The 21,392-nt window shown below is 72.4% G+C and carries 20 protein-coding genes; 7 read left to right on the plus strand and 13 right to left on the minus strand.

What is annotated here, in order from left to right:
* Positions 1-12: 12 nt before the first annotated feature.
* Together HB370_RS33665 and HB370_RS33670 are read right to left on the minus strand one after the other, a co-directional pair.
* On the minus strand, positions 13-1,605 hold the full coding sequence (locus tag HB370_RS33665; protein ID WP_030794352.1) for an acyl-CoA carboxylase subunit beta: 1,593 nt from the start codon (positions 1,603-1,605) through the stop codon (positions 13-15).
* A 96-nt stretch (positions 1,606-1,701) separates the two neighbouring features.
* The gene (locus HB370_RS33670; RefSeq protein WP_030794348.1) at positions 1,702-2,598 is read right to left on the minus strand and encodes an MBL fold metallo-hydrolase; all 897 of its coding nucleotides are present in this window, start codon (positions 2,596-2,598) and stop codon (positions 1,702-1,704) included.
* Positions 2,599-2,904: 306 nt separating this feature from the next.
* Between HB370_RS33670 and HB370_RS33675 the strand changes: the two genes are divergently transcribed.
* Entirely contained in the window at positions 2,905-3,510 is a 606-nt protein-coding gene (locus tag HB370_RS33675; protein ID WP_078637844.1) for a response regulator transcription factor, read from the plus strand.
* Positions 3,511-3,713: 203 nt separating this feature from the next.
* Here the strand turns inward: HB370_RS33675 and HB370_RS33680 are convergent, their stop codons facing one another.
* From HB370_RS33680 to HB370_RS33705, 6 genes are all read right to left on the minus strand, one after another.
* Complete coding sequence (locus HB370_RS33680) at positions 3,714-4,640, minus strand: histidine kinase (RefSeq protein ID WP_167345777.1); 927 nt, start codon at positions 4,638-4,640, stop codon at positions 3,714-3,716.
* A gap of 575 nt (positions 4,641-5,215) precedes the next feature.
* Complete coding sequence (locus HB370_RS33685) at positions 5,216-6,124, minus strand: NmrA family NAD(P)-binding protein (protein WP_030794340.1); 909 nt, start codon at positions 6,122-6,124, stop codon at positions 5,216-5,218.
* Between the two features lie 82 nt (positions 6,125-6,206).
* A complete protein-coding gene (locus HB370_RS33690; RefSeq protein WP_030794337.1) occupies positions 6,207-7,187 on the minus strand; it encodes a zinc-binding dehydrogenase in 981 nt (326 codons plus the stop codon).
* Positions 7,188-7,222: 35 nt separating this feature from the next.
* Positions 7,223-8,899, minus strand: a complete 1,677-nt coding sequence (locus HB370_RS33695; RefSeq protein ID WP_051816269.1) for a CocE/NonD family hydrolase — start codon at positions 8,897-8,899, stop codon at positions 7,223-7,225.
* Positions 8,900-8,927: 28 nt separating this feature from the next.
* Positions 8,928-10,406 carry an MFS transporter gene (locus tag HB370_RS33700; protein ID WP_051816267.1) on the minus strand — a complete coding sequence of 493 codons (1,479 nt, stop codon included), beginning with the start codon at positions 10,404-10,406 and terminating at the stop codon, positions 8,928-8,930.
* A gap of 5 nt (positions 10,407-10,411) precedes the next feature.
* Positions 10,412-10,897: a MarR family transcriptional regulator gene (locus HB370_RS33705; protein ID WP_157855679.1), complete on the minus strand. Its 486-nt coding sequence runs from the start codon at positions 10,895-10,897 to the stop codon at positions 10,412-10,414.
* A 162-nt stretch (positions 10,898-11,059) separates the two neighbouring features.
* Between HB370_RS33705 and HB370_RS33710 the strand changes: the two genes are divergently transcribed.
* The 5 genes from HB370_RS33710 (at position 11,060) to HB370_RS33730 (ending at position 14,568) form a co-directional block, all read left to right on the plus strand.
* On the plus strand, positions 11,060-12,127 hold the full coding sequence (locus tag HB370_RS33710) for an LLM class flavin-dependent oxidoreductase (protein WP_030794329.1): 1,068 nt from the start codon (positions 11,060-11,062) through the stop codon (positions 12,125-12,127).
* Positions 12,124-13,083, plus strand: coding sequence for a 3-hydroxyacyl-CoA dehydrogenase NAD-binding domain-containing protein (locus HB370_RS33715; RefSeq protein WP_030794327.1), 960 nt, complete (start codon positions 12,124-12,126; stop codon positions 13,081-13,083). Before HB370_RS33710 ends, HB370_RS33715 begins: the two co-directional genes overlap by 4 nt.
* Positions 13,080-13,583 (plus strand): flavin reductase family protein, encoded by a 504-nt coding sequence (locus tag HB370_RS33720; protein WP_051816264.1) that lies wholly within the window; start codon positions 13,080-13,082, stop codon positions 13,581-13,583. The genes HB370_RS33715 and HB370_RS33720 overlap by 4 nt, the downstream gene beginning before the upstream one ends.
* A 148-nt stretch (positions 13,584-13,731) precedes the next feature.
* Positions 13,732-14,199, plus strand: coding sequence for a hypothetical protein (locus HB370_RS33725; RefSeq protein WP_030794323.1), 468 nt, complete (start codon positions 13,732-13,734; stop codon positions 14,197-14,199).
* Positions 14,200-14,376: 177 nt separating this feature from the next.
* Positions 14,377-14,568 carry a hypothetical protein gene (locus HB370_RS33730; protein ID WP_157855678.1) on the plus strand — a complete coding sequence of 64 codons (192 nt, stop codon included), beginning with the start codon at positions 14,377-14,379 and terminating at the stop codon, positions 14,566-14,568.
* Here the strand turns inward: HB370_RS33730 and HB370_RS33735 are convergent.
* The 5 genes from HB370_RS33735 to HB370_RS33755 all read right to left on the minus strand — a co-directional run bounded on the left by HB370_RS33735 (position 14,545) and on the right by HB370_RS33755 (position 20,373).
* Positions 14,545-16,269 carry a hypothetical protein gene (locus HB370_RS33735; protein WP_051816262.1) on the minus strand — a complete coding sequence of 575 codons (1,725 nt, stop codon included), beginning with the start codon at positions 16,267-16,269 and terminating at the stop codon, positions 14,545-14,547. The two genes, HB370_RS33730 and HB370_RS33735, sit on opposite strands and share 24 nt — an antisense overlap.
* A 95-nt stretch (positions 16,270-16,364) precedes the next feature.
* Positions 16,365-16,892 (minus strand): NUDIX hydrolase family protein, encoded by a 528-nt coding sequence (locus tag HB370_RS33740; RefSeq protein WP_030794315.1) that lies wholly within the window; start codon positions 16,890-16,892, stop codon positions 16,365-16,367.
* 16 nt (positions 16,893-16,908) lie between these two features.
* Positions 16,909-18,108 carry an amidohydrolase family protein gene (locus HB370_RS33745; protein WP_030794311.1) on the minus strand — a complete coding sequence of 400 codons (1,200 nt, stop codon included), beginning with the start codon at positions 18,106-18,108 and terminating at the stop codon, positions 16,909-16,911.
* A gap of 2 nt (positions 18,109-18,110) precedes the next feature.
* The gene (locus tag HB370_RS33750) at positions 18,111-19,514 is read right to left on the minus strand and encodes a glutamine synthetase family protein (protein ID WP_030794310.1); all 1,404 of its coding nucleotides are present in this window, start codon (positions 19,512-19,514) and stop codon (positions 18,111-18,113) included.
* A gap of 49 nt (positions 19,515-19,563) precedes the next feature.
* Positions 19,564-20,373, minus strand: a complete 810-nt coding sequence (locus tag HB370_RS33755; protein WP_030794309.1) for an SAM-dependent methyltransferase — start codon at positions 20,371-20,373, stop codon at positions 19,564-19,566.
* A 154-nt stretch (positions 20,374-20,527) separates the two neighbouring features.
* Between HB370_RS33755 and HB370_RS33760 the strand changes: the two genes are divergently transcribed.
* A complete protein-coding gene (locus HB370_RS33760; RefSeq protein WP_030794308.1) occupies positions 20,528-21,382 on the plus strand; it encodes a Cof-type HAD-IIB family hydrolase in 855 nt (284 codons plus the stop codon).
* Positions 21,383-21,392: the final 10 nt, after the last annotated feature.

Consider the following 21,392-nt stretch of genomic DNA (forward strand, 5'->3'; position numbering starts at 1 on the left):
GCCGGCCGGCGCTCACTGGGGCTGGTTCCCGTGCTTGCGGGTGGGCAGCGGGGCGTGCTTGTGGCGCAGCATGGCCAGCGCCTCGATCAGCCGGGACCGTGTCTCGGCCGGGTCGATCACATCGTCCACCAGGCCGCGCTCGGCGGCGTAGTAGGGGTGCATGAGCTGGGTGCGGTACTCCTCGATCCGCTCCCGGCGCGTCGTCTCGGGGTCGTCGGACGCCGCGATCTCCTTGCGGAAGACGACGCCCGCCGCCCCCTCCGCGCCCATCACCGCGATCTCGTTGGTGGGCCAGGCCAGGGCGAGGTCGGTGCCGATGGAGCGGGAGTCCATGACGATGTACGCCCCGCCGTACGCCTTGCGCAGGGTCAGCGAGATCCTCGGCACGGTCGCGTTGCAGTACGCGTACAGCAGCTTCGCGCCGTGCCGGATGATCCCGCCGTGCTCCTGGTCGACACCCGGCAGGAAGCCGGGCACGTCGACGAGGGTGACCAGCGGGATGTTGAACGCGTCGCAGGTCTGCACGAACCGGGCGGCCTTCTCCGACGCCTCGATGTCCAGGACCCCCGCGAGGGCGGCGGGCTGGTTGGCGACGATGCCGACGACGTCGCCGTCCAGGCGCGCGAACGCGCAGATGATGTTGGTGGCCCAGGTCTCGTGGACCTCGAAGTACTCACCGTGGTCCACGATCTCGCCGATGACCTGCTTCATGTCGTACGCCCGGCCGGGCTCGGCGGGCACCAGGTCGTAGAGCGCCTCGTTGGTGCGGTCGGCGGGGTCGTCGGCCGGTTCGGCGGGCGGGCGTTCCCGGTTGTTGGCGGGCAGCATCGAGAGCAGGTGGCGGACGTCCTCCAGGCAGGTCCGCTCGTCGTCGTACGCGAAGTGCGCGACACCGGAGAGCGTGGAGTGCGCGTCGGCGCCGCCGAGCGCGTCCTGGGTGATCTGCTCGCCGGTGACGGCCTGGACCACGTCGGGGCCGGTGATGAACATCTGCGAGGTGCCGCGCACCATGAACACGAAGTCGGTGAGGGCCGGGGAGTACGCGGCGCCGCCCGCGCACGGACCCAGGATCACCGAGATCTGCGGGATGACGCCGGAGTTGCGGACGTTGCGCTGGAAGATGCCGCCGTAGCCGGCCAGCGCGGTCACGCCCTCCTGGATGCGGGCACCCGCGCCGTCGCACAGGCCGACGATGGGCGCACCGGCCTTCTCGGCCAGGTCCATGATCTTGTGGATCTTCTCGGCGTGGGCCTCACCGAGCGCGCCGCCGAAGATGCGGAAGTCGTGCGCGTAGGCGAAGACGGTACGGCCGTGCACCGTGCCCCAGCCGGTGACGACGCCGTCGGTGTACGGCCGCTTCGCCTCCAGGCCGAACCCGGTGGCCCGGTGCCGGCGCATCCCCTCGACCTCGGTGTACACCCCCTCGTCGAAGAGGAGCGCCAGTCGCTCGCGCGCGGTCAGTTTGCCCTTGGCGTGCTGCGCCGCGGTGGCCGCCTCGCCCGGCCCGAGGCGCACGGCTTCGCGGACCTGGGCGAGTTCGGCCGTGCGGGCGCTCAGGGATGAGAAGTGAGCCGTCGGTAACGGCCGTTCTTCAACGGTGCTCATGTGCCGCCCCCTTCTGGAAGGTCGTACATGCGGTCATGCCGGACGAGGCTGTGCCTGGTGGCTAGAGCCGTCCTGGAAACCGTCTGGAAGCCGGTGTCAGGCGTGGCAGGCGGGCAGGCCGCCGTTGAACTCCACCATCTCCGCGAACAGCGCCGGCATGTCCACCGGGCAGCCGCGCTCTGCCCCCTGCTCCTCGAGATAGGCGCGGTGCAGGTTCGGGACGATCCGCTCCGCGTCCAACAGCTCGCCGAAAGCGCCGAGTTCGGCCTCGCGGGCCACGTCCAGGACGGTGGCCCCGGCCGCCACGCCCTCCTTCGCCAGACGCTGGAGCAGCAGGAGATAGCCCTCGGTGGTGTCCAGCAGCTCCTCGCCGGCCACCGGCCCGTGCCCGGCCACCACCACGCGGGGCCGCAGGTCGCGCAGCGCCCGCACGGCGTCGAGCGAGCCGGCCACCGAGCCCATCGGGCAGAACGGTGTCGCTCCGGACATCACGATGTCCCCGGTGAACAGCACGCGCCGGCCGGGCAGCCACACCACGACGTCGCTGCCGGTGTGGGCGGGACCCAGGTGCAGCACCTGGGCCTCCGTGTCGCCGACGTGGATGGTGAGCCGGTCCTCGAACGTCACCTGCGGCGGGCGCAGTTCGAGATCGCCCCAGCACACGTCCGGCCAGAGCGTCGTCAGGTGCGTGCCGATCTGGGTCACTTCGGTGCGGGTGCCGCGGTGCCCGATGACGGCGGCCTCGGGGAAGAGGTAGTTGCCGAAGGTGTGGTCGCCGTGCGAGTGGGTGTTGACCAGCAGCCGGGGAAGGGCGGGGCTGACACTCTTGACGGCCTCGCGCAGTGCCAGGGCCCGGCGCTCGGTCGCCGCGGTGTCGATCAGCAGGGCCTCTCCGTCCGCCACGACGAGACCGGCGTTGTTCAGGCACCAGCCACCGTCCGGCTGGACGTAGGCGTAGACGTCGTCGGCGATTTCCGACAGGTACGGCGGCATGCTCTCTCCTCGGTGGGTCGTTCCGCTCTCACCACGACCCTGGCGCCCCCGGCTCGAGGCGCACCGGCAGTCCCGCTCAAGCGCCCGCTCGCCGCCGTCGCCCGCCCCCTTCGCACAGCCGCCACGAGCACGCCTGGAGCGGGCCTCGAGCGCCCGTCGAGCACGCCTGGAGCGGACGGTGCCTGCTGCGCGAGACCAGCTGCCCGAATCCTGACATACCGTCAGGAAGCGTTTACTGGTTCGGAACAGGCGCTGTGTATGATCAAGTTACTCAGGGGCCGACCGCCCTGAGGTGGGGGGCGGAACGTGATACGAGTCATGTTGGCCGAGGACATGGAGATGATCCGTGGTGCCCTCGTGGCCCTGCTGGCGGGCGAGCGCGGCATCGAGGTCGTGGCCGAAGTGGGCCGGGGGGACGCCGTCGTACCGACGGCGCTGGAGCACCGCCCGGACGTCCTCGTGGTGGACATCGACCTGCCGGGACTGGACGGACTGAGCGCCGCCGCGGCCCTGCACGAACAGTTACCGCAGTGTCGCACACTGGTCCTGACGGCGCTGGGCCGGCCCGGAGCCCTGCAGCGGGCGATGGCCGCGGGCGTGAGCGGGTATCTGCTCAAAGAGGCGCCCCCGAAGGAACTGGCCATGGCGATCCGGCGGATCGCCGCCGGCGGCCGTGTCATCGATCCCGAACTCGCGCTGGCCTCCTGGGAAAGCGACGTCAGCCCGCTGACCCCGCGCGAGACGGAAGTGCTGCGCCAGGCGGCCACCGGCGCCGACCCCGCCGAGATAGCCCGCCGTATGCACCTGTCGACCGGGACCGTCCGCAACTACCTCGCGTCCTCGGTCAACAAACTCCACGCGCGCAACCGACTGGACGCCGTGCGCATCGCCGAACAGGCGGGCTGGCTGTAGCCCACCGCGGCCAAAGCGCTTTCCCTTCCGCGCCCAAACCTCTGCGGCCCACCGCGACCGGAGCGCCGTACCCCCACCACGGTCGAACTCCGCGGCCCGCCCCGGCCAACTGCCGTAGCCACCACGGCCGAAGCCCTGCCGGGGCCCGGCGGACCGGGCACCTCGGCAAGTCTTCGGGTGACGCGCGGCGCGGCCCGCACCGCTCAGGTCGCCGCATACGTTCCGTACACCGCGACGGACTGCGGAGCACGGGCGGTCAGATGGAACCACCCCCCCTCGTGTGTCCAGGTCAGCGTGCCGTCGAACGCGGTGAGCCGGGAGGAGAGGCTCGCCAGGCCGGTGCCCAGTGGCTCGCCGCCCTCGAACTCGCCCATGTAGCCGTCGTTGGAGAGCCGTAGCGTGACGGTGCCGTCCTCGCTGCTCAGGGTGATCCGGCAGAGGCCGGCCCGGCTGTGGCGCAGGATGTTGGTCGCGCCCTCGCGCAGCACGAGCGAGAGCGCCGCGCCCAGCGCCGGATCGTGCACCTCGGAGGCGTCGCCGTAGACCAGCGTTTCCACGCCGGCCGCCGCCAGCACCCGCCGCACGGAGGCGAGTTCGACGCCGAGGGACAGCCGTCGCGCGGCCGAGGAGAAGGAGCGCATCTCGGCGAGCGTCCTGCGGGACAGCGCCAGCAGCTCGGCCACCTCTTCCCTGACCCGTGGGTCGTTCTCCACCAGGTACCGGTCGACGAGTTCCGCCTTGACCGTGATGGCCGACAGGCTGTAGCCGAGCACGTCGTGCACGTCGCGCCGCAGCTGGCGGCTCTCGCGCAGGGTCCGTTTCCGTTCCTCGACGATTCTGCGCTGCTGGGCCCAGAGCAGCTCCCGGATACGTCGTCGGCAGTCGAGCGCCACCACCGACACGACCAGGGCCAGCACGGGGTAGCTCAGCGCGTCCGGCATGAACACCAGCAAAGGAGTCACCGCGAGCGCGGGCAGCAGTGCCAGGCACGCGGACAGGCGGCGTGGTCTACAGGTCGAGGCGTCCATGACCAACAGGGCCGGGAGGCCCGCGTACATCAATACGGTCAGCAGGGCGACCAGGCCCCGCAGTATTCCGTGGCCGCCCCACAGGGGGGCGTCGGCCACCATGGCCGCTCCCGCGGCCGGCACCATGACGATCACCACTGGGACCAGGCGTGTCGCACATTTCCTGCGCGCGATGTGAGAGATCACCTGGCCCTGCCTAATACGGCTCGGACGGGGTGGCCGATACACGCCATGACGCTGGGGGACAGCGTCCGGGTACAGGTGGTCAAACCGTAGAGATCGTGCATAACCATCCGGACCTCCTGTATTTTTTGTAGAGGCAGGTCACGAAATTACAAACCGGTCTCACGGTTCGTCAACGGTCACCTGTCCTCTCCCCGCAGCCCAGGGCACCACCTTTCGCGGACGTCAGGGCGGACGTCGGTCGATTGCCGGATGAACAGTCCACCGGGCCGCCGGTCGCAAGGGCGGGAGGCGCGCCCTCTTACCGAACCGACCCGCCGGTATGTTGTGTGGATGTGCTGTATCCGGCCGGGACAGGAGCACAAGAAGCCGGGGCGGCGGCGAACCGCGGCGGTGAGCGGGGGATTCCCACCGCCGCGGCAGGCCGCCGCCCCGGTGACCGCCGGTACGGCGATGACCGCCGCACCGGTCACGTCGTACCGGCGGTGCCTGGGTCACGCCTTGGGCGCGTTCTCCCGGACGAAGTCCTCCAGCGAACGAGGCTTCACCTGCGGGTACTTGGCGTTGTCCAGGGTGTCGAACTTCGCCTTGCCCGTCACCATGCACCACTGGTATTGCAGACCCACGTACTCGAACGGGTTCTGGGTGCCGGCGGCCTGCCGGGTGATCTCGGCGCGCAGCTCGTCGGCGGTGCCGAGGTTCTTCAGGGTCAGGCTGCGGCCGGTGGCCCGCTCGAGGGTCTGGTGGAACTGGCGCATCGACAGCACCTCACCGGCGAACCGCTGGGTGCCCTTGGCCTCCGGGTCGAGGGCGACCGCGGCGGTGAAGGCGGCGGTGTCGGGGACCGAGGTCATGTCGAGCGGCTGGTCGGGGTCGCCGAAGTGGGAGACGGTACCCGCCTCCCAGTCGACGAGGCCCATGAAGCCGATCATGACCTCGTAGAACGCGCCGTTGAGCACGGAGATCACCTCGAGGCTGGTGTCGCCGTACGCGGCCGCGGCCTGCCGGCGCCAGCCGATCATGACGTTGTCCTCGTCGTCCAGCTTCGTGATGTCGATCGCGAAGTCGGACGGGATGAAACGGCGGGCACCGGCCTGCTCGGCGGCGCGCACCAGGTTCACCTGCCCGTCGATGATCAGGTCCGGGCCGCCCTGGACGGCCGAGACCACGGTCGTGGCGTCACCGATCGCGGCGGCCAGCTTCTCCACCGGGTCGGTGATGTCACCCTCGACGAGCTCCAGGCCGCGGGCCTGAAGCGCGGTGAGGGCGGCCTTCTTGTCGCCGTCGGTGCCCGGCCGGACCAGCGCCCGCACGGAGGCGCCCTTGTCCAGCAGGTTGCTGACGATCTGGCCGCCCAGCAGGCCGGTGGCGCCCGCCACGAAGATCTTGGATGCGGTGGTCATGATGTTGTCGTTCTCCTCGGTAAGACCCGGGCCTCGGCCGGCCCGGACGTTTGTGCGCAAGGTGCGTGCTGCGGAAGGTGGCTCACGGGATGAGCAGGGTCTTGCCGATGGTGCTGCGCGCCTCCACGGCGGCATGCGCCTCGGCCGCCCGCTCCAGCGGGTAGCTCTGGCCGATGACCGGCTTGATCTCGCCGGCGACCGCCAGGCCGAGCACGTCGGTGACCAGCTCGCGGGCGAACGCGGGCCGGTTCCAGATGAGACCCGCGCTGAAGCCGGTCAGGGTCAGCCCGCGACCGAACAGCTCCATGGGCTTCACGTCGAGCGGCTGCCCGCTGGAGAAACCGAACACGATCTGCCGGCCGGCGCCGGGGGCGAGCAGCGAGAAGGAATCGCGCCCGAGTTCGCCGCCGACGTGGTCGTAGACGACCTCGACGGCGCCCCCGGCGGCCTGGCGCACCTGCTCGGTCCAGCCCGGCAGCGAGTAGTCGATCACGTGGTCCGCGCCCAGCTCCTTGACGAGGCCGAGCTTCGCGGCGCCGCGGGCCGTGCCGATCACCGTCGCGCCGGCCCGCTTGAGCAGCTGGACGAGGATCGTGCCGACGGCGCCGGCGGCGGCCTGCACCAGGACCCGGTCGCCCTCGCCGACGCGTGCGGCGTCGATCAGGCCGCGGGCGGTGGCACCGTAGCGGTAGAGCGCGACGGCGTCGCGGAAGTCCAGCCCGTCGGGCACCGGGACGAGCTCATCGGCGGGCGCGGTGGCGAGTTCGGCGTAGCCGCCGACACCGCCGGTCGTGGCGAGCACCCGGCTGCCGACGAGCGCCGCATCGACGCCCTCCCCGGCCTCGATGACCTCGCCCGCGATCTCCTTGCCGAGGATCACGGGAAGGGGCGCGCCGCCCAGGGCCCCGCGCATCATGCCGGAGCGGACCTGGGTCTCCAGGAACTGGATGCCGACGGCGGCGACCCGGATCGTCACCTCGCCCCGGGCGGGGCGCGGGTCGGGTACCTCGGCCACGGTCAGCCGGTCCGGAGGACCGAAATCTTTCAGCAGGACGGCACGCACCTGTCCTCACTCCTTCTTGGTGAATCGTGTACGGATTACTCGTCCGCGACGACGGGGACGAGCAGATGGCTGTCGAACCGGCCGCCGGTGCGGATGATGTGGTCGCCCGCGTTGCGGGTGACGCGGTGTCCGGGCAGTACGCCGGTGACGACATCGCCCGCCTGGACGACGACCTCGAGGCTCTCGCCCGGCTCGAAGAGCGTCGACGAGGGCCAGATCTCGATGTCCAGGGCGACCGGGACGCCCGGTTCGAGGAGTTCCTCGCGGTCGTGCGGGTGCCAGGGCTGCCACGGCGTGGAGCGCTGCTCGTCCAGGGCCCGGTGGCTGGCCCGCAGCCAGCCGAGGGCGACGGGGCCGTTGTCGTACAGCGCGAAGAACGGGAACGGCACCTCCTGGCCCGTGGCGTCCCTCTTGCGCAGCGCGACGAAGACGTCGGCGTCGTCGGAGCCCCGCGCCTCCAGCCACAGCCGCAGCTTGGCGTGGCCGGTGAGCCGGGTCCGCTCGGTGAACCGGTAGGTGAAGCGGGTCCCGCCGACCCCGTCGCCGTCCTGGACCGGGTAGCTCACCTCGGCCTCGGCCAGCGGCGGCTTGTCGGCCAGGGTGCCCGTGGCCGCGTCCAGGTGCAGCGGCACGTACTCGGTGCGGGCGATGGGCCACTCCCGCTCCTGCGCGACATAGCCGGCGTTCGCCCGTTCGCGCACCTCGGTGAGCACCTTCGGCCGCTGGGTCCAGCCGTTGTCCTCGCCCTTCAGCGCCCAGTCGAAGAACTTGAGCTGGTTGGCGACGTTCTCGGGCCGGTAGTAGTACTCCCAGGTCTTGCGGCCGTGCACCTCCAGCCACTTGTGGGCCGAGGAGATGCGCTTGAAGCCCTCCAGGGTGCCGCGGCCGTGCAGGCCCTGGTTGGACCAGCTGGCGACCACGTACGCGGGCACCTCGACGTTCTCCAGGACCGCCCGCTTGGCGTCCCAGTACGCGTCGTCGAAGGGGTGCTCGGGGGCGAGGCGCTCCAGGTCCTCGACGCGGGTGGAGGAGTAGCCGAGGCTGTGCCGGGCGAACACCTCCATGAAGCCGGTCTCCGGGATGCCGCCGTGGTAGGCGATGTCCCGGTAGAAGTCGGTCAGGCCCTCCCAGGGGTTGATGGCGGCCAGGTGCGGCGGCCTGGTCGCGGCCACCCGCCACTGGGCGATGCTCAGGTACGAGACACCGGACAGCCCGACCTTGCCGTTGGACCAGTCACGGGTGCCGGCCCACTCGATCGCGTCGTGGAAGTCCTGTGCCTCCTGCTCCGAGGCGAGGGTGTAGTCGCCGGGGGTGCTCCAGGTGCCGCGCGGGTCGATGTAGATCACCGCGTAGCCGTGGCGGCACCAGAACAGCGGGTCCGGGGCCTCGATCGCCGCGTACGGGGAGACCCAGGACGGGTCGACGCCGCTGGCGGCGCTGCGGCTGGGGGCGGTGCTGCGGCCGCCGTGCTTGCCGTAGGGGCCCCAGGAGATCAGCACGGGCAGCGGTGCCGCGCCGGGGTCGGCGGGCCGGTGCACGTCGGCGTACAGGACGCTGCCGTCACGGACCGGGATCTCGACGTCGCGGTCGATGCGCATCCCGTCGGCGACGCGCGAACCCGGCGCGAATCCCGGGTAGTTGCCGTCGGCGAGCGGGTTGGGCTCGCGGAAGTGCAGGTGCGGGTAGGTCAGTCGGGGCTTGTCGCTGCTCAACGAGGTCTCCTTGTAGAAAGGTCGGCCGTCAGGAGCGGTTCTTGGCGACGCGTGGCAGGACGAGTGCCGACGCCGCGCCGAGGACCACGAAGGCCGCGGCCACCAGGAAGGCCAGGCCGTAGCCGGAGACCAGGTTGTCCGGGGTGGGCTGAGTGTCACCGGAGAGCGACTGGATACGGCTCGTCGCGATGGTGGTGAGGATGGCGAGGCCGAGGGCGCCGCCGATCTGGCGTGAGGTGTTGAGCAGTCCGGAGACCACTCCGGCGTCGGCGGGCGCGACTCCGGAGGTGGCCGCCGCGGCGACGGGGGTGAAGACCAGTCCGACGCCGAGCGCCATCAGCATGCCGGGCAGCACGACCATCAGGACGAAGTTGCTGTGCGGTCCGAGCTGGGACTGCCACACGAAGCCGGCGAGCGCGCTGAGGGCGCCGGCCAGGATGAGCGGACGGGTGCCGGCCTTGGAGATGAGCCGGGAGCTGAGACGCGCCCCGGTCATCACCATCAGTGTGTGCGGCAGGAAGGCGAGTCCGGCCTGGACGGGGCTGTAACCGCGCACGTTCTGCAGGTACAGCGAGACGAAGTACCACATCGACAGGAACGCGGCGTTCATCAGCAGTCCCACCAGATTGCCGCCGGCCACCGAACGGGCGCGCAGCAGGCCGAGCCGTATCAGCGGGACCTTGGCGACGCGCTCCTCGACGAAGCAGAACAGCGCGAGCAGCACCAGGCCGATGATCAGCGGTGGCAGCACTTGCGGTGAAGTCCAGCCGTACGAAGCGGTGTTGACGATGCCGTAGACGAGGGCGAGGAGGGCGAGGGTGACGGTGGCCGCGCCCAGGATGTCGAGCCGGCGCGGCCCCTCGCTGCGCCGGTGGTCGAGGTAGCGCATGCAGCCCGCGATGAGGGCGATGCCGATGGGGATGTTGACCAGGAGGATCCAGCGCCAGGACAGATAGCCGGTGAGCAGACCGCCGGCGATGGAGCCGACCGCGCCGGCGCCGCCCGCCACCGCGCTCCACAGGCCCAGCGCGGAGGCCCGTCTGGGTCCCTCGGGGAAGGTGGTGGTCAGCAGGGCGAGGGTGATCGGCGACAGGAAGGCGGCGCCGACGCCCTGCACGACACGGGCGACGATCAGCACGCCGGGGCTGTCCGCGAGGCCGCCGACCAGGCTCGCCGCGGTGAACACGGCGATGCCGGCGATGTAGACGCGCTTGCGGCCGAGGAGGTCACCGGCCCGGCCGCCGAGCATGAGGAAACCGGCGAAGGCGAGCGTGTAGGCGTTCACGACCCACTGCAGTCCGGTGTCGCTGAAGCCGAGGCCGCTCTGGATGGACGGTAACGCGACGTTCACGATGGACACGTCGAGCAGCACCATGAACTGGCCGAGACAGGCGAGGGTGACGATCACCCAGGGCGGTGCGGTGCGGCCCGGGGACGGCGGGGTGCCGGGAGCAGCGGTGGCCGCGCCGCCGCCACCCGTGCCGTCCTGGGTCCCTAAGTGGGTCACGGTCCCTACCCCTTCTTCTCGATCGCTTCGGCGAAGGCCGCCAGATGGGTGGCCAGGTTCTTGATGTCGGCGGTGCTCCAGTCCTCCATCAGCTCCGCCACGATGGCGGCCCGGGCCTGCCAGAGCTTGCGGACGGCCTGCTTGCCGGCCCGGCTGACGCTCACCAGCTGGGCGCGGGCGTCCGCCGGGTCGGGCTCGCGGACGATGAAGCCGCGGGCCTGGAGCCGCTTGGCGGGCGGGGTGAGTGTGGACTTGTCGACCTCCATCAGGTCCGCGAGGACCGACAGCCGCACGGGTGCGTGCTGGGAGATCTGGGCGAGCAGCGTGTAGTCCCCGAGGGACAGTTCGAGACCGGAGGCCGCCATGATGCGGCGCCTGGCCGCCGTGGAGAACATCCAGTTCCCCACCACGGCGAGGGCCGACGCCACCTCACCGGAGGCCTCGCGCTGCTCGTCCGGTCCCTCTGGTGGATTGGCTGACGTGCGTCCCATGTCCGGCACCGATCCCGCTCGGTTGGTTGTGACAAACCAACTATTACTCGGTGGTCCGGTCTCTGGCAAGTACGTTCTTGCTCGATCCGGCCTCCAGCCGACTGCGAGCCAGGCTTGCGAGCGTCGCCGTACCGCAGTCGACATCAGCCCGCGAGGTGCACAGTGGAATTCGGAGTGACCTTCTTCCCGACCGTGGGTCCCGCCGACAAGGACGGCGCGACCTACTACGACGAGGCACTGTCCGTGGCCGAGCACGCCGACACGCTCGGCTTCCAGCACGTGAAGATCGTCGAGCACTACTTCTTCCGGTACGGCGGCTACAGCCCCGACCCGGTCACCTTCCTGGCCGCCGCGGCCGCCCGCACCCGCCGCATCCGGCTGATCACCGGCACCGTGCTGCCCGCGTTCACCCACCCCGTCAAGCTCGCGGGCAAGCTCGCCATGCTGGACAACCTCTCGCACGGCCGGCTGGAGGTGGGCTTCGGACGGGCCTTCCTGCCCGACGAGTTCGCGGCCTTCGGCGTGTCCATCGACGACAGCCGCGCCCTGTTCGAGGAGAACGTGGAGGCGATCCGCCGGCTGTGGACCGAGGAGGACGTGGTCTGGGAGGGACGCTTCCACAAGTTCGGCCCGGTCACCCTGCAGCCGCGCCCGGTGCAGCGGCCGCACCCGCCGACCCACGTCGCCACCGCCATGAGCCTCGAGTCCTGCGAGTCCGCGGGGCGCGCCGGCCACCACCTGCTGCTCGTGCCCGCCACCTCGTCCGTCGAGAAGGCCCAGGAGATGCTCGGCGCCTACCGGGCGGCGCGCGCCGCGGCGGGCCACGAGGGACCGGGCCGCGTGCAGTTCAGCTACCCCACCTACGTCGCCGAGGACGGCGACGAGGCACGCCGCCTGGCCCGCAAGGACGACGAGGCGTACAACCAGCGCATGGCCGAGGCCGTCTCCGCGTGGGGACGCGTCTCCAGCAGCGCCTACCCGGGCTACGAAAGGATCCTCGAGGCCACCCGCACCTACGACTTCGACAAGAAGCTGGAGGCGGACAAGCTGCTCGCCGGATCGCCGGCCGAGGTCCGCGCCCAGATCGAGCGCATCCAGGGCTGGTTCGGCCCGGACATCACCCTCAGCCTGACCATCCACTCCGGGCTGCTGCCCGTGGAGGTCGCCAAGCGCTCGACGGAGCTGTTCGCGCGGCAGGTGGCACCGCACTTCGCCACGCCGGCCCGATGACCGGGCCCGTACGCACCGTCACCGTGGTCGGTGCGGGCACCATCGGTCTGGCCTGGACCACACTGTTCCTCGCCCACGGCCTCGACGTACGGCTCAGCACCCGCAGGACCGACGCCGAGCGGGCGGCACGCGAGGCGGTGGAGCTGTTCGCCCCGTCGCTGCCCGCGCCGCCCGCCGACCCGGCCCGGCTGCTGGACCGGCTCACGATCGAGCCGGACGTGGCCAAGGCGGTCGCCGGCACCGACCTGGTGCAGGAGAACGTACGCGAGCAACTCGCCCTGAAGCAGGAGCTGTTCGCCGAGGCCGAGCGGGCCGCCCCGGACCACGTGCTGCTGCTGTCGTCGTCCTCGTCGCTGTCCGCGGACGCGCTGGGCGCCACCATGGACGACCCTTCGGGACTGCTGGTCGGCCACCCGTTCAACCCGGCCCATCTGATGCCGCTGGTGGAACTGGTCCCGGGCACCCGCACCCGGCCCGACGCCGTGGAGCGGGCCGCCGCGTTCTACCGGTCCCTGGGCAAGGTGCCGGTCGCGCTGCGCCGCCCCCTGGCCGGCACCCCCGCGAACCGGCTGCAGTCGGCCCTGTTCCGGGAGGCCGTGCACCTGGTGGCCGAGGGATACCTCACGGCCGAGGAGGTCGACGCCGTGGTGACCGGATCGATCGGACTGCGCTGGGGCGCGGTCGGACCGTTCCAGGCGTTCCACCTGGGCGGCGGTCCCGGGGGCCTCAGGCGGATGCTGGGCGCCGTCGGGGACCGGATGGCCGCCGAGTGGGAGCACCTGGGCACGCCCGCGCTCACCGACGACATCGTGCGGACGCTCGCCGAGCAGACCGAGCGGGCGTACGGACAGGGCGCCGACGCCTACCGGCGGCTGGCCGCCGCTCGGGACGTGCGCCAAGGGGCCGTGCTCGCCGCGCTGCGGGCCGGCGAGGACACCGGGAGGGCCGATCCGTGACCGGCGGCATCACCGAAACGGTACGCGGCGTCGACGCCGACAGCTTCCGGGCGGCCCTGGCCCGGTTCGCCAGCGGGGTGGTCGTGGTCACCGCGCGCGACGCGCTCGGGGCACCGCACGGCTTCACCGCGAGCTCCTTCTGCTCGGTGTCGCTGCGGCCGCCGCTCGTGCTCGTCTGCCTGGCCGAAACCGCCACCTCGTACGACACGTTCACCCGGGCCGCCGACTGCGGGATCAGCATCCTCGCCCACGACCAGACGGCCGTCGCGCGACGGTTCGCCACCCGGGGCGCCGACAAGTTCACCGACGGCGCCTTCGAGACGCTGCCCAACGGCACACCGGCGGTGCGCGGCGCCCTGGCCACGCTCGCCTGCCGGATCCGGCAGCGGCACACCGCGGGCGACCACATGATCCTCGTCGCGGAGGTCACCCACACCGGGGAGGGCGAAGGGCGCCCGATGCTCTACTTCGGCGGCGCCTTCCGGGAACTGGCGCCCTGAGAATACGGGTCAGCCGCCTTGCGAGCAGCCCTCGATCGCCGCTCTAGGAGACCGCATCAGACTCCTTTTCGCACCACGCACCAAGCACCACCTGAGAAGTACCACGCATCACCTCACCATCGACACCACATCTGGAAGAGGGCACCTCATGCGCAGCATCGCCACCCGCGCCGGCGTCGTCGCCGCCACCGCCGTACTCGCCCTGACGGGCCTGGGCGCCGCCACCGCGTCCGCGGCCACCACCGCCGACGCCCCGATCGCCGCCGACGCGACGTACGCCAGCCTGGCCGGCGAGTGGCAGGGCTCCGGCACCGCCGGTTCCAACCCGGTCCAGCCGCACTTCTTCTTCTACGGCAACGGCACCCTGAAGATGATCCCGGAGGACAACGCCTACCTCGCCACCGGCACCTGGAAGCAGAGCGGCTCCTCGTTCACCTTCCACCTGGAGCACCCGATCTACGACTCCACCGGCGCCGTCGTCTCCTACATCAAGGCCGACCAGACCGGCACCATCAACGGCGACACCTGGACCTCGACCGGCACCTCCGGCCGCTACGACACCCAGGGCAACCTCCTCGAGACGTTCACCGTCACCCTGAAGGCCAACCGCGTCTGACCCCCGCCCGGCGAAGACCCCCGATGCCACCCGGCACGGGGGTCTTCGCTGTGTGCACGGCCATGTGCCGGCGAAGGCGCGGTACACGGCACGTCACCGAGGCCGGTGGCCGGTGGCCGGCACGGAGACGGTGACCTGATCCGGCAGGACGCCGTCACCCCCCACTGCGCTCCCGTCATGGCCGGTGAGCAGGTGACTCCCACCCGGCGGGGCGACGTCCACCGGCAGTTGGGGGACGAGCGGCGGGCGGCCGCCGACTGGGCCGCCGCCGGGGCGCTGTTCGAGCAGGCCCGCAGCCCGCGCGCGGAGGAGGCCCGGCGCCGCCTCGGCAACAGCCGCGTGCGCTCAGGGGACGGTGAACTCGACTAGCCCGGCCTCGGGATGGTCACCGGCCCGCACGGTCAGCCGCGCCCGGACGCCGGGCCGGAGCGGGACCGGGCCGGACCCCGCCCAGGCGTACGCGGCCGAGGCCGCGACGGCGAACGACGCCCAGGCCGGGCGCTCGGCCCAGCGGGCCCGGAGCCGGGTGCCGTCGCCGAACAGCGCCGTACAGCCGTGACCGGCCTCCTCGACGGCCACCAGCGCGCACCCCGGGAAGCGCCGGGCGAGAGAGGACCCGCTCACCTCGTCCGGGAGCAGCCCGCGCTCGGCGGGCACCAGCAGCACGTCGGCCGAGCGCGGCCAGCGGGGATCGGGGTCGTCGGGGTCGGCGGCGAGATGCGCGTCGGCGAGGTGACGGCTCTGGGTGCGCTGCGCCGTGGCCGGGAAGCGCCGGACCCGGACCGTGACACCGTCGCCGGGCTCGTCGTCGGCGGTGGCGGTGACGAGGGTGGCCGGCAGGTGCGGCAGCCGGGGCGCGGCGGGGCCGGGGGAGGGGACCGGTATCGCGCGGGTGGCCGCCGGGTGCGCGGGCTCCGGCAGCTTCAGCCGGCTGTAGAACAGCCGGCGCAGCCGCCGGGCCGACTCGCCGGGCGCCGAGGACACGCTCTGCCGCAGCGCGGCCAGTCCGGGGTCGTCCGGCTGGGTGCGCGCCGCGTGCAGCAGCTGGGGGAGCAGGGGCACGGTGCGGGAGAGACGGGGGAGAAGCCGGCCGAGGCGGTCCATGGGGGAGTCGGGGGCCACGGCGGAATCGTCGAAGGCACCCAGAACGCACGGAATTCCCAGGGCGGTGCCGTACATGGTGAGCGATCCGTGGTCGCCGATGAGGAAATCGGCCGCGCACAGGGCGGCTTTCCACGTCTCGGTCTCCGGCGCCGGGAGCAGCATTCCGGATTCGGTCAGCGGGGCGAGCCAATGGCATATCTGCCAGGCGCCGTGGCCGTACCACGCATTGGGGTGTACGGCGGCGAGAACGCGGAATTCGTCGGCCGGGAGTTCGGCCAGCGCGCGGCGCAGCACATCCGCCCCGGGCGTGCCGAGCACCGAGCCACGGCCCCAGGTCGAGGAGACGACCACCAGACGCTGGCCGGGCAGCAGTCCGAGGGCCCGCCGGTACGCCGCCCGGAAGGCCAGTCCGGCACGGAGCTGGTCGAGACACGGATCACCGGCGACGACGGCGCGGGGAACCGCCTCGGGGCAACCGTCCGCGAGCCGCCGCAGCTGCTCGTCATGGGACAGCACGATCGCGGCCGGCACGACCCGCCCCTCATGGACCAGCCACTCCGACGTCAGCCCGAATGCCCCAGATTTCCGCTCCCGGCTCAAAACCTTGTTGTATCCAGCCCCGTGCGGCGCCCCTACAAGAGGAAAAGGAATTCTGTGCAATTCCCCGCCACGACTCGTGGCCACGGCGAGGTCGAACGGCTGGGACAGCGCCTCCTGCCAGGAAATCCGCGCCATTCCGCGCGAGGTGAGGAATTCCTCCGTCCCGCCGTCGAGTTCGGAGGAACCGGTGCGCGTGAAGAACACCTGGACCCGCTCGTCGCCCTCGAAGACGGCCAGCAGATCCAGCAGCCGCGTGGCGGACGTGATGTTGTGCACGACGCCGAGCACACTGCGCTCGGCGACCACCGTGCTCCACCGCGGCCCGTCCTTCCGCAACGGCAGCGGCAGCCGGCCCGTCTCCCGCACGCGCACTCCCGGCCACGATCGGCTCACCCTGTCGGAGCACACGATAGTCATGCCGGGTACACGACACCGTCATGCGCCGGCCACGACCCGTGTGCTCAGGACACCAGCCCGACGTGTGCCAGCGCCTGCTTCAGCAGCACCCCGTGCCCGCCCGGCATCTCGCTCTGCACGGCCCGGGAGGCGGCCTCCTGCGGGCTGAACCAGACGAGGTCCAGCGCGTCCTGGCGGGGCCGGCAGTCGCCGGTGACCGGCACGATGTAGGCCAGGGACACCGCGTGCTGGCGCGGGTCGTGGTACGGCGTGATGCCCGCCGTCGGGAAGTACTCGGCGACGGTGAACGGCTGGAGGGAGGCGGGGACACGGGGCAGCGCGACCGGGCCGAGGTCCTTCTCCAGGTGGCGCAGCAGCGCGTCGCGGACCCGCTCGTGGTGCAGGACCCGGCCGGAGACCAGGGTCCGGCTGACCGTGCCGTCCGGGCCGATGCGCAGCAGCAGCCCGATGCTGGTGACCTCACCGCTGTCGTCCACGCGCACCGGCACGGCCTCGACGTACAGGATCGGCATCCGGGCCCTGGCCATCTCCAGCTCGTCCGTGGTCAGCCAGCCGGGCGTGGTCTCGGTCATGTCAGACATTGCTTGATCATACTTTCCGGGTGGGGCGCCCGCCGGGATCGCGGGCCGCTTCGGACATGGAGAGGCCGTCGGGTTCGGACACGGGCGGTCCGTACAGCCGTCGGGCGTTGCCGCGGCCCGTCCAGTCCGCGATCCGCAGGGCGTCGGCCAGACTCAACTCGTCGGCGTCCACCCGGTCCTGCAGCAGACCGGCCAGGCCCCGGCGGAAGCACAGGGCGCCGAGGTGGTGGAACTCGGCCACACCGTAGGCGTCGGAGCTGTACAGCAGTTTGCGGAACGGGGTCACCTCCAGCGCCTCCTCCAGCACCGCCCGGCAGCGGGCCGGCCCGGTGTGGTGCAGCGCGAGGCCGACGTCCAGGTACACGTGCTCGAACACCGCCGCCAGGTACGCCGCTTGACGGTGGTACGGCCAGCAGTGCAGCAGCAGGACCGGGACCGTGCCGGCGGTCAGGCGCAGCCAGTCGGTGAGCAGGGCGGGGTCGGCGTGGTGCAGCCGCAGGTCCGCGTCGCCGAACCCGGTGTGCAGTTGCAGCGGCAGCCCCAGGTCGACGGCGGTCCACAGCAGGTGCCGTACCAGCACCGGGTCGGCCAGGCGTCCGCCGCGCGCCGCCCAGTGCCGGGCCGCCCGGGTCACCTCGGTGTCCGTGGGACGCCCGGGGTCCAGGGCGAAGCCCGTGCGGTAGGCCGCGACCGACTTCACCGCCACCACGCCCGGCCGCCGTACGGCCTCCTCGGCGGCGGCGCGGAACACGGCCGCGTACTCGCCCGCCTCCACGCCCCGCGCCACCACCGCCTCGGCGACCCGCTCCAGCCGTACCACCTCGCAGGCGGTGGCCCCGGCCGCCGCTCCCAGCTCGGCGGGCGTGGTGAGCGGGTGCGGGGCGAAGCCGGTGTCCACGCAGAACACCTCGGCCCCGGCCGCCGCCAGGAACCGCCGGTTGACCTCCCGCCAGCCGAGTTCCGCGCGCCGGGCCGCGTAGTCGGCGGGCGGGGCGTGCCGGGGCAGGTCCAGCAGGGGTGCGCAGTGGCGGCGCACGGCCACGCCGGCGGGGGTGTCGAAGGGGGAGACGCCGGGCCAGGCCGCACCCTCGGTGAGCAGGGACGCGAACTGGCCGGCGGTCAGATCGGCGGTCACCGCGCCGTGGCAGTGGTGGTCCACCAGCGGCAGCGCGGCGAGGGCCTCGTGGACCGGTCCCGGGGCGGCCACGGTCAGTACGCCCAGCGGTAGAACGCCGCCAGCGCGGTGGGGGCGAGCCCCTCGACGGCCGCCGCCTCACCGAGCCGTACGGCGCTCACCGCGTCGGCGAGGACCGGGCCCAGCGCGGCCCGCAGCACCGGGTCCGCGCGGAACTCCGTCACGGCCGCCGGCAGGGACCGCGGCAGCCGTCGTACGCCCAGCGCCGCCGCCTCGTCGGGGCCGTACCGCACCGGGTCGCCGGTGATCTCCCCGGGCAGCGGGCGGTCCGCCGTGATGCCGTCGCTCCCGGCGGCGATCACACAGCCGAGGGCCAGATACGGGTTGGCGGCCAGGTCGACGGGCTTGACCTCCAGGTTGGCGTCCTGGTCCCGGCGGCCCGCGGTGCCGGTGACGACCCGTACGCCGGCCTCGCGGGTCTCCCGGCCCCAGGCGGTGAACACCCCCGCCCACTGGGAGGGCTGGAGCCGCAGATAGCTGGCCGGGCTCGGCGCGGTCACCGCGGTCAGGCCGGGCAGATGGGCAAGGATCCCGGCCAGGAACGCCTGGGCCGTGGCCGTCATGCCGTACCGGCCCTCGCCGCCGGAGTGCAGGTTCATCCCGTCGCGCCAGCAGGACAGGTGCAGATGGCCGCCGTTGCCGACCCCCTCGGGGAGGTAGGCCGGCGCGAAGGAGACCCGCAGCCCGTGGCGCTGGGCCACCGCCCGGATCGTCTGCCGCACCAGCACGCTGCGGTCGGCCGCCGCCACCGGGTCCAGCGCGCCCACCGACACCTCGAACTGGGCGGGCGCGTACTCGGGATGGATCTGGTCGACGTCCACGCCCTGGGCGGCGAGCGCGGCCAGCAGCTCGGCGGTGTAGTCGCTCAGCTCCACCTGCCGGACGGCGCCGTAGGCCGGCCCGGTGGCGGCCGGGACGAACTCGTCGGCGGGCGCCGAACCGACGCCGACGGCCCACTCGATCTCGATGGCCGCCTTGAAGGCGAGGCCGTGCCGGTCGGCGGCGTCCGTGACGATCCGGCGCAGGAAGGTCCGGGCGCAGCCGGGGTGCCGCTCGCCCTCCTGGGTGATCCGGTCCACCGGCGCCCACGCCCAGCCGGGCTGTCCGGCCAGCGGTACGAGGTGGTCGAGGTCGGGGTAGAGCCTGAGGTCGCCGTCGGGGGAGCCGAGGACGTCGGTGGTGACGATGGAGTCGTCGGCGAGGAAGGTGTCGAACACCGGCGACATGCCGACACCCCAGGCCACGGCCGCCTCCAGCCGTGCCGTCGGGATCGTCTTGACCCGGCAGACGCCCGCCGTGTCCACGTACGCCAGGACGATGCCGTGCACGCCCCGGGCCGCCAGGTCCGCGGTGAGGGCGGGCACCCGGTCCAGGTCGCCGGGGCGGCCGCCGGGTCGGGGGTCGGCGAGCGTGGTCATGCGTCCTCCTCGACGGGCCCGGCCGGCGGGGGACGGCCGGGCCCCGGGGTCAGGGTTTCACGGCGACCGCGCCGTACTGCGGCACCACGGCGGCGTCCGCCCCGGCGCGCCACCGCGAGCACGGCACCAGCCCGGGCTCGACCGGCTCCAGGCCGTCGAGGAAGCCGGCGATCTCGGCGTGGCTCCGGGCGGTGATCGGCGGGGTGGCGTGGGCGTTCCAGAACTCCATCGCGGCGACGTTGCCCGCGCCGCCCGCCTCGGCGTCGTACGTCGGGTGGGTGAGCACCAGGTGGCTGCCGGACGGAACGGCCGCCATGACGCGCCGCACGATGTCCCGGGCCTCGGCGGTGTCCGGCACGAAGTTGAGGATGCCCAGCATCATCACCGCCACCGGCCGGTCCAGGTCGAGGGTCCGCGCGGCGTCCCGCACGATGACGTCCGGGTCGCGCACGTCGGCGTCGAGATAGTCGGTGACGCCCTCGGGGGAACTGGTCAGCAGCGAGCGGGCGTGCACCAGCACGATCGGGTCGTTGTCGACGTACACGATCCGTGACTCGGGCGCGATCCGCTGGGCTATCTCGTGGGTGTTGTCGGCCGTGGGCAGCCCGGTGCCGATGTCGAGGAACTGCCGTATCCCCCGCTCGGCGGCCAGGAACCGCACCGCCCGGCCCAGGAAGTCCCGGTCCGCGCGGGCCACCGCCCGGATCACCGGGAACATCCCGGCGATGTGGTCGCCCACCCGCTGGTCGACCTCGTAGTTGTCCTTGCCGCCCAGCCAGTGGTTCCAGACCCGTGCGTTGTGCGCCACGCCGGTGTCCAGCCGTGCCGCCCCGGTCGCCGGGGAGTGCCCCTCGCTCACCTGTCCGCCCCTTCTCACATGCTGTTCTCCGCCGTCATTGTCCCTCCCGGTGATCGTTCTGTCCCGGGAAACGGATCACCCCGGGCGGTTCGGGGCCGGTCGGGCGGATGAGGAACACTGGACCGGTATCCCCGCACCCGACCGGAAGCAGCACATGTCCGCCATACCCGCCCCCCTCCTCGACACCGCCGCGCTGCCCGCGGGCCCCGCCGACATCCGGCTGATCGTCACCGACATGGACGGCACGCTGCTGGACGACGCCAAGCGGATCCCCGACGGGCTGTGGCCGATGCTCGCCGAGCTGCGCCGCCGCGGGGTGCTGTTCAGCCCGGCCAGCGGACGGCAGTACGCGACCCTGCGCCGGCAGTTCGAGCGGGTCGCCGAGGGCATGGTGTTCATCGCGGAGAACGGCACCTACGTGGTCCGCGACGGCGTGGAACTCAGCTCCGACCCGCTGGACGGGCCCGTCGCGGCGCAGATCGCGCGGACGGTACGACGGCTCGCCGCGGACGGCGCGGACGTCGGCGCCGTCGTCTGCGGCAAGCGGGCGGCGTACGTCGAGCGGACCGACGAGGCGTTCCTCGCCGAGGTGCGCCAGTACTACGCCGAGCACCGGATCGTCGAGGACGTCACCGCCGTCGAGGACGAGATGATCAAGGTGGCGGTGTTCGACTTCGCGTCCGCCGAGCACACCGTCGCCCCGGCCCTCGCCCCCTTCGCCGGCACCCACCAGGTCGTCGTCTCCGGCGAGCACTGGGTGGACGTGATGAACCGCACCGCGAACAAGGGCACCGCCCTGCGCCGCCTGCAGCGGGCGCTCGGCGTCACACCCGCCCAGACGATGGTGTTCGGCGACTACCTGAACGACCTGGAGATGCTCGACGCCGCCGAGTGGTCCTTCGCCATGGCCGGCGCCCACCCCGAGGTGATCCGCAGGGCCCGGCACCTGGCCCCGTCCAACAACGACGCCGGCGTACTGCGGACGATCGCCCACGTGCTGGGCCTCTGACCGGGGTCAG

Source organism: Streptomyces sp. DSM 40868 (assembly GCF_011820545.1).
GTDB lineage: Bacteria > Actinomycetota > Actinomycetes > Streptomycetales > Streptomycetaceae > Streptomyces > Streptomyces eurythermus.

Coding starts and splice junctions, on each gene's coding strand:
- HB370_RS33665 (WP_030794352.1), bottom strand. CDS start 1,605: ATGAGCACCGTTGAAGAACGGCCGTTACCGACGGCTCACTTCTCATCC.
- HB370_RS33670 (WP_030794348.1), bottom strand. CDS start 2,598: ATGCCGCCGTACCTGTCGGAAATCGCCGACGACGTCTACGCCTACGTC.
- HB370_RS33680 (WP_167345777.1), bottom strand. CDS start 4,640: ATGGTGGCCGACGCCCCCCTGTGGGGCGGCCACGGAATACTGCGGGGC.
- HB370_RS33685 (WP_030794340.1), bottom strand. CDS start 6,124: ATGACCACCGCATCCAAGATCTTCGTGGCGGGCGCCACCGGCCTGCTG.
- HB370_RS33705 (WP_157855679.1), bottom strand. CDS start 10,897: ATGGGACGCACGTCAGCCAATCCACCAGAGGGACCGGACGAGCAGCGC.
- HB370_RS33715 (WP_030794327.1), top strand. CDS start 12,124: ATGACCGGGCCCGTACGCACCGTCACCGTGGTCGGTGCGGGCACCATC.
- HB370_RS33725 (WP_030794323.1), top strand. CDS start 13,732: ATGCGCAGCATCGCCACCCGCGCCGGCGTCGTCGCCGCCACCGCCGTA.
- HB370_RS33730 (WP_157855678.1), top strand. CDS start 14,377: ATGGCCGGTGAGCAGGTGACTCCCACCCGGCGGGGCGACGTCCACCGG.
- HB370_RS33740 (WP_030794315.1), bottom strand. CDS start 16,892: ATGACCGAGACCACGCCCGGCTGGCTGACCACGGACGAGCTGGAGATG.
- HB370_RS33750 (WP_030794310.1), bottom strand. CDS start 19,514: ATGACCACGCTCGCCGACCCCCGACCCGGCGGCCGCCCCGGCGACCTG.
- HB370_RS33760 (WP_030794308.1), top strand. CDS start 20,528: ATGTCCGCCATACCCGCCCCCCTCCTCGACACCGCCGCGCTGCCCGCG.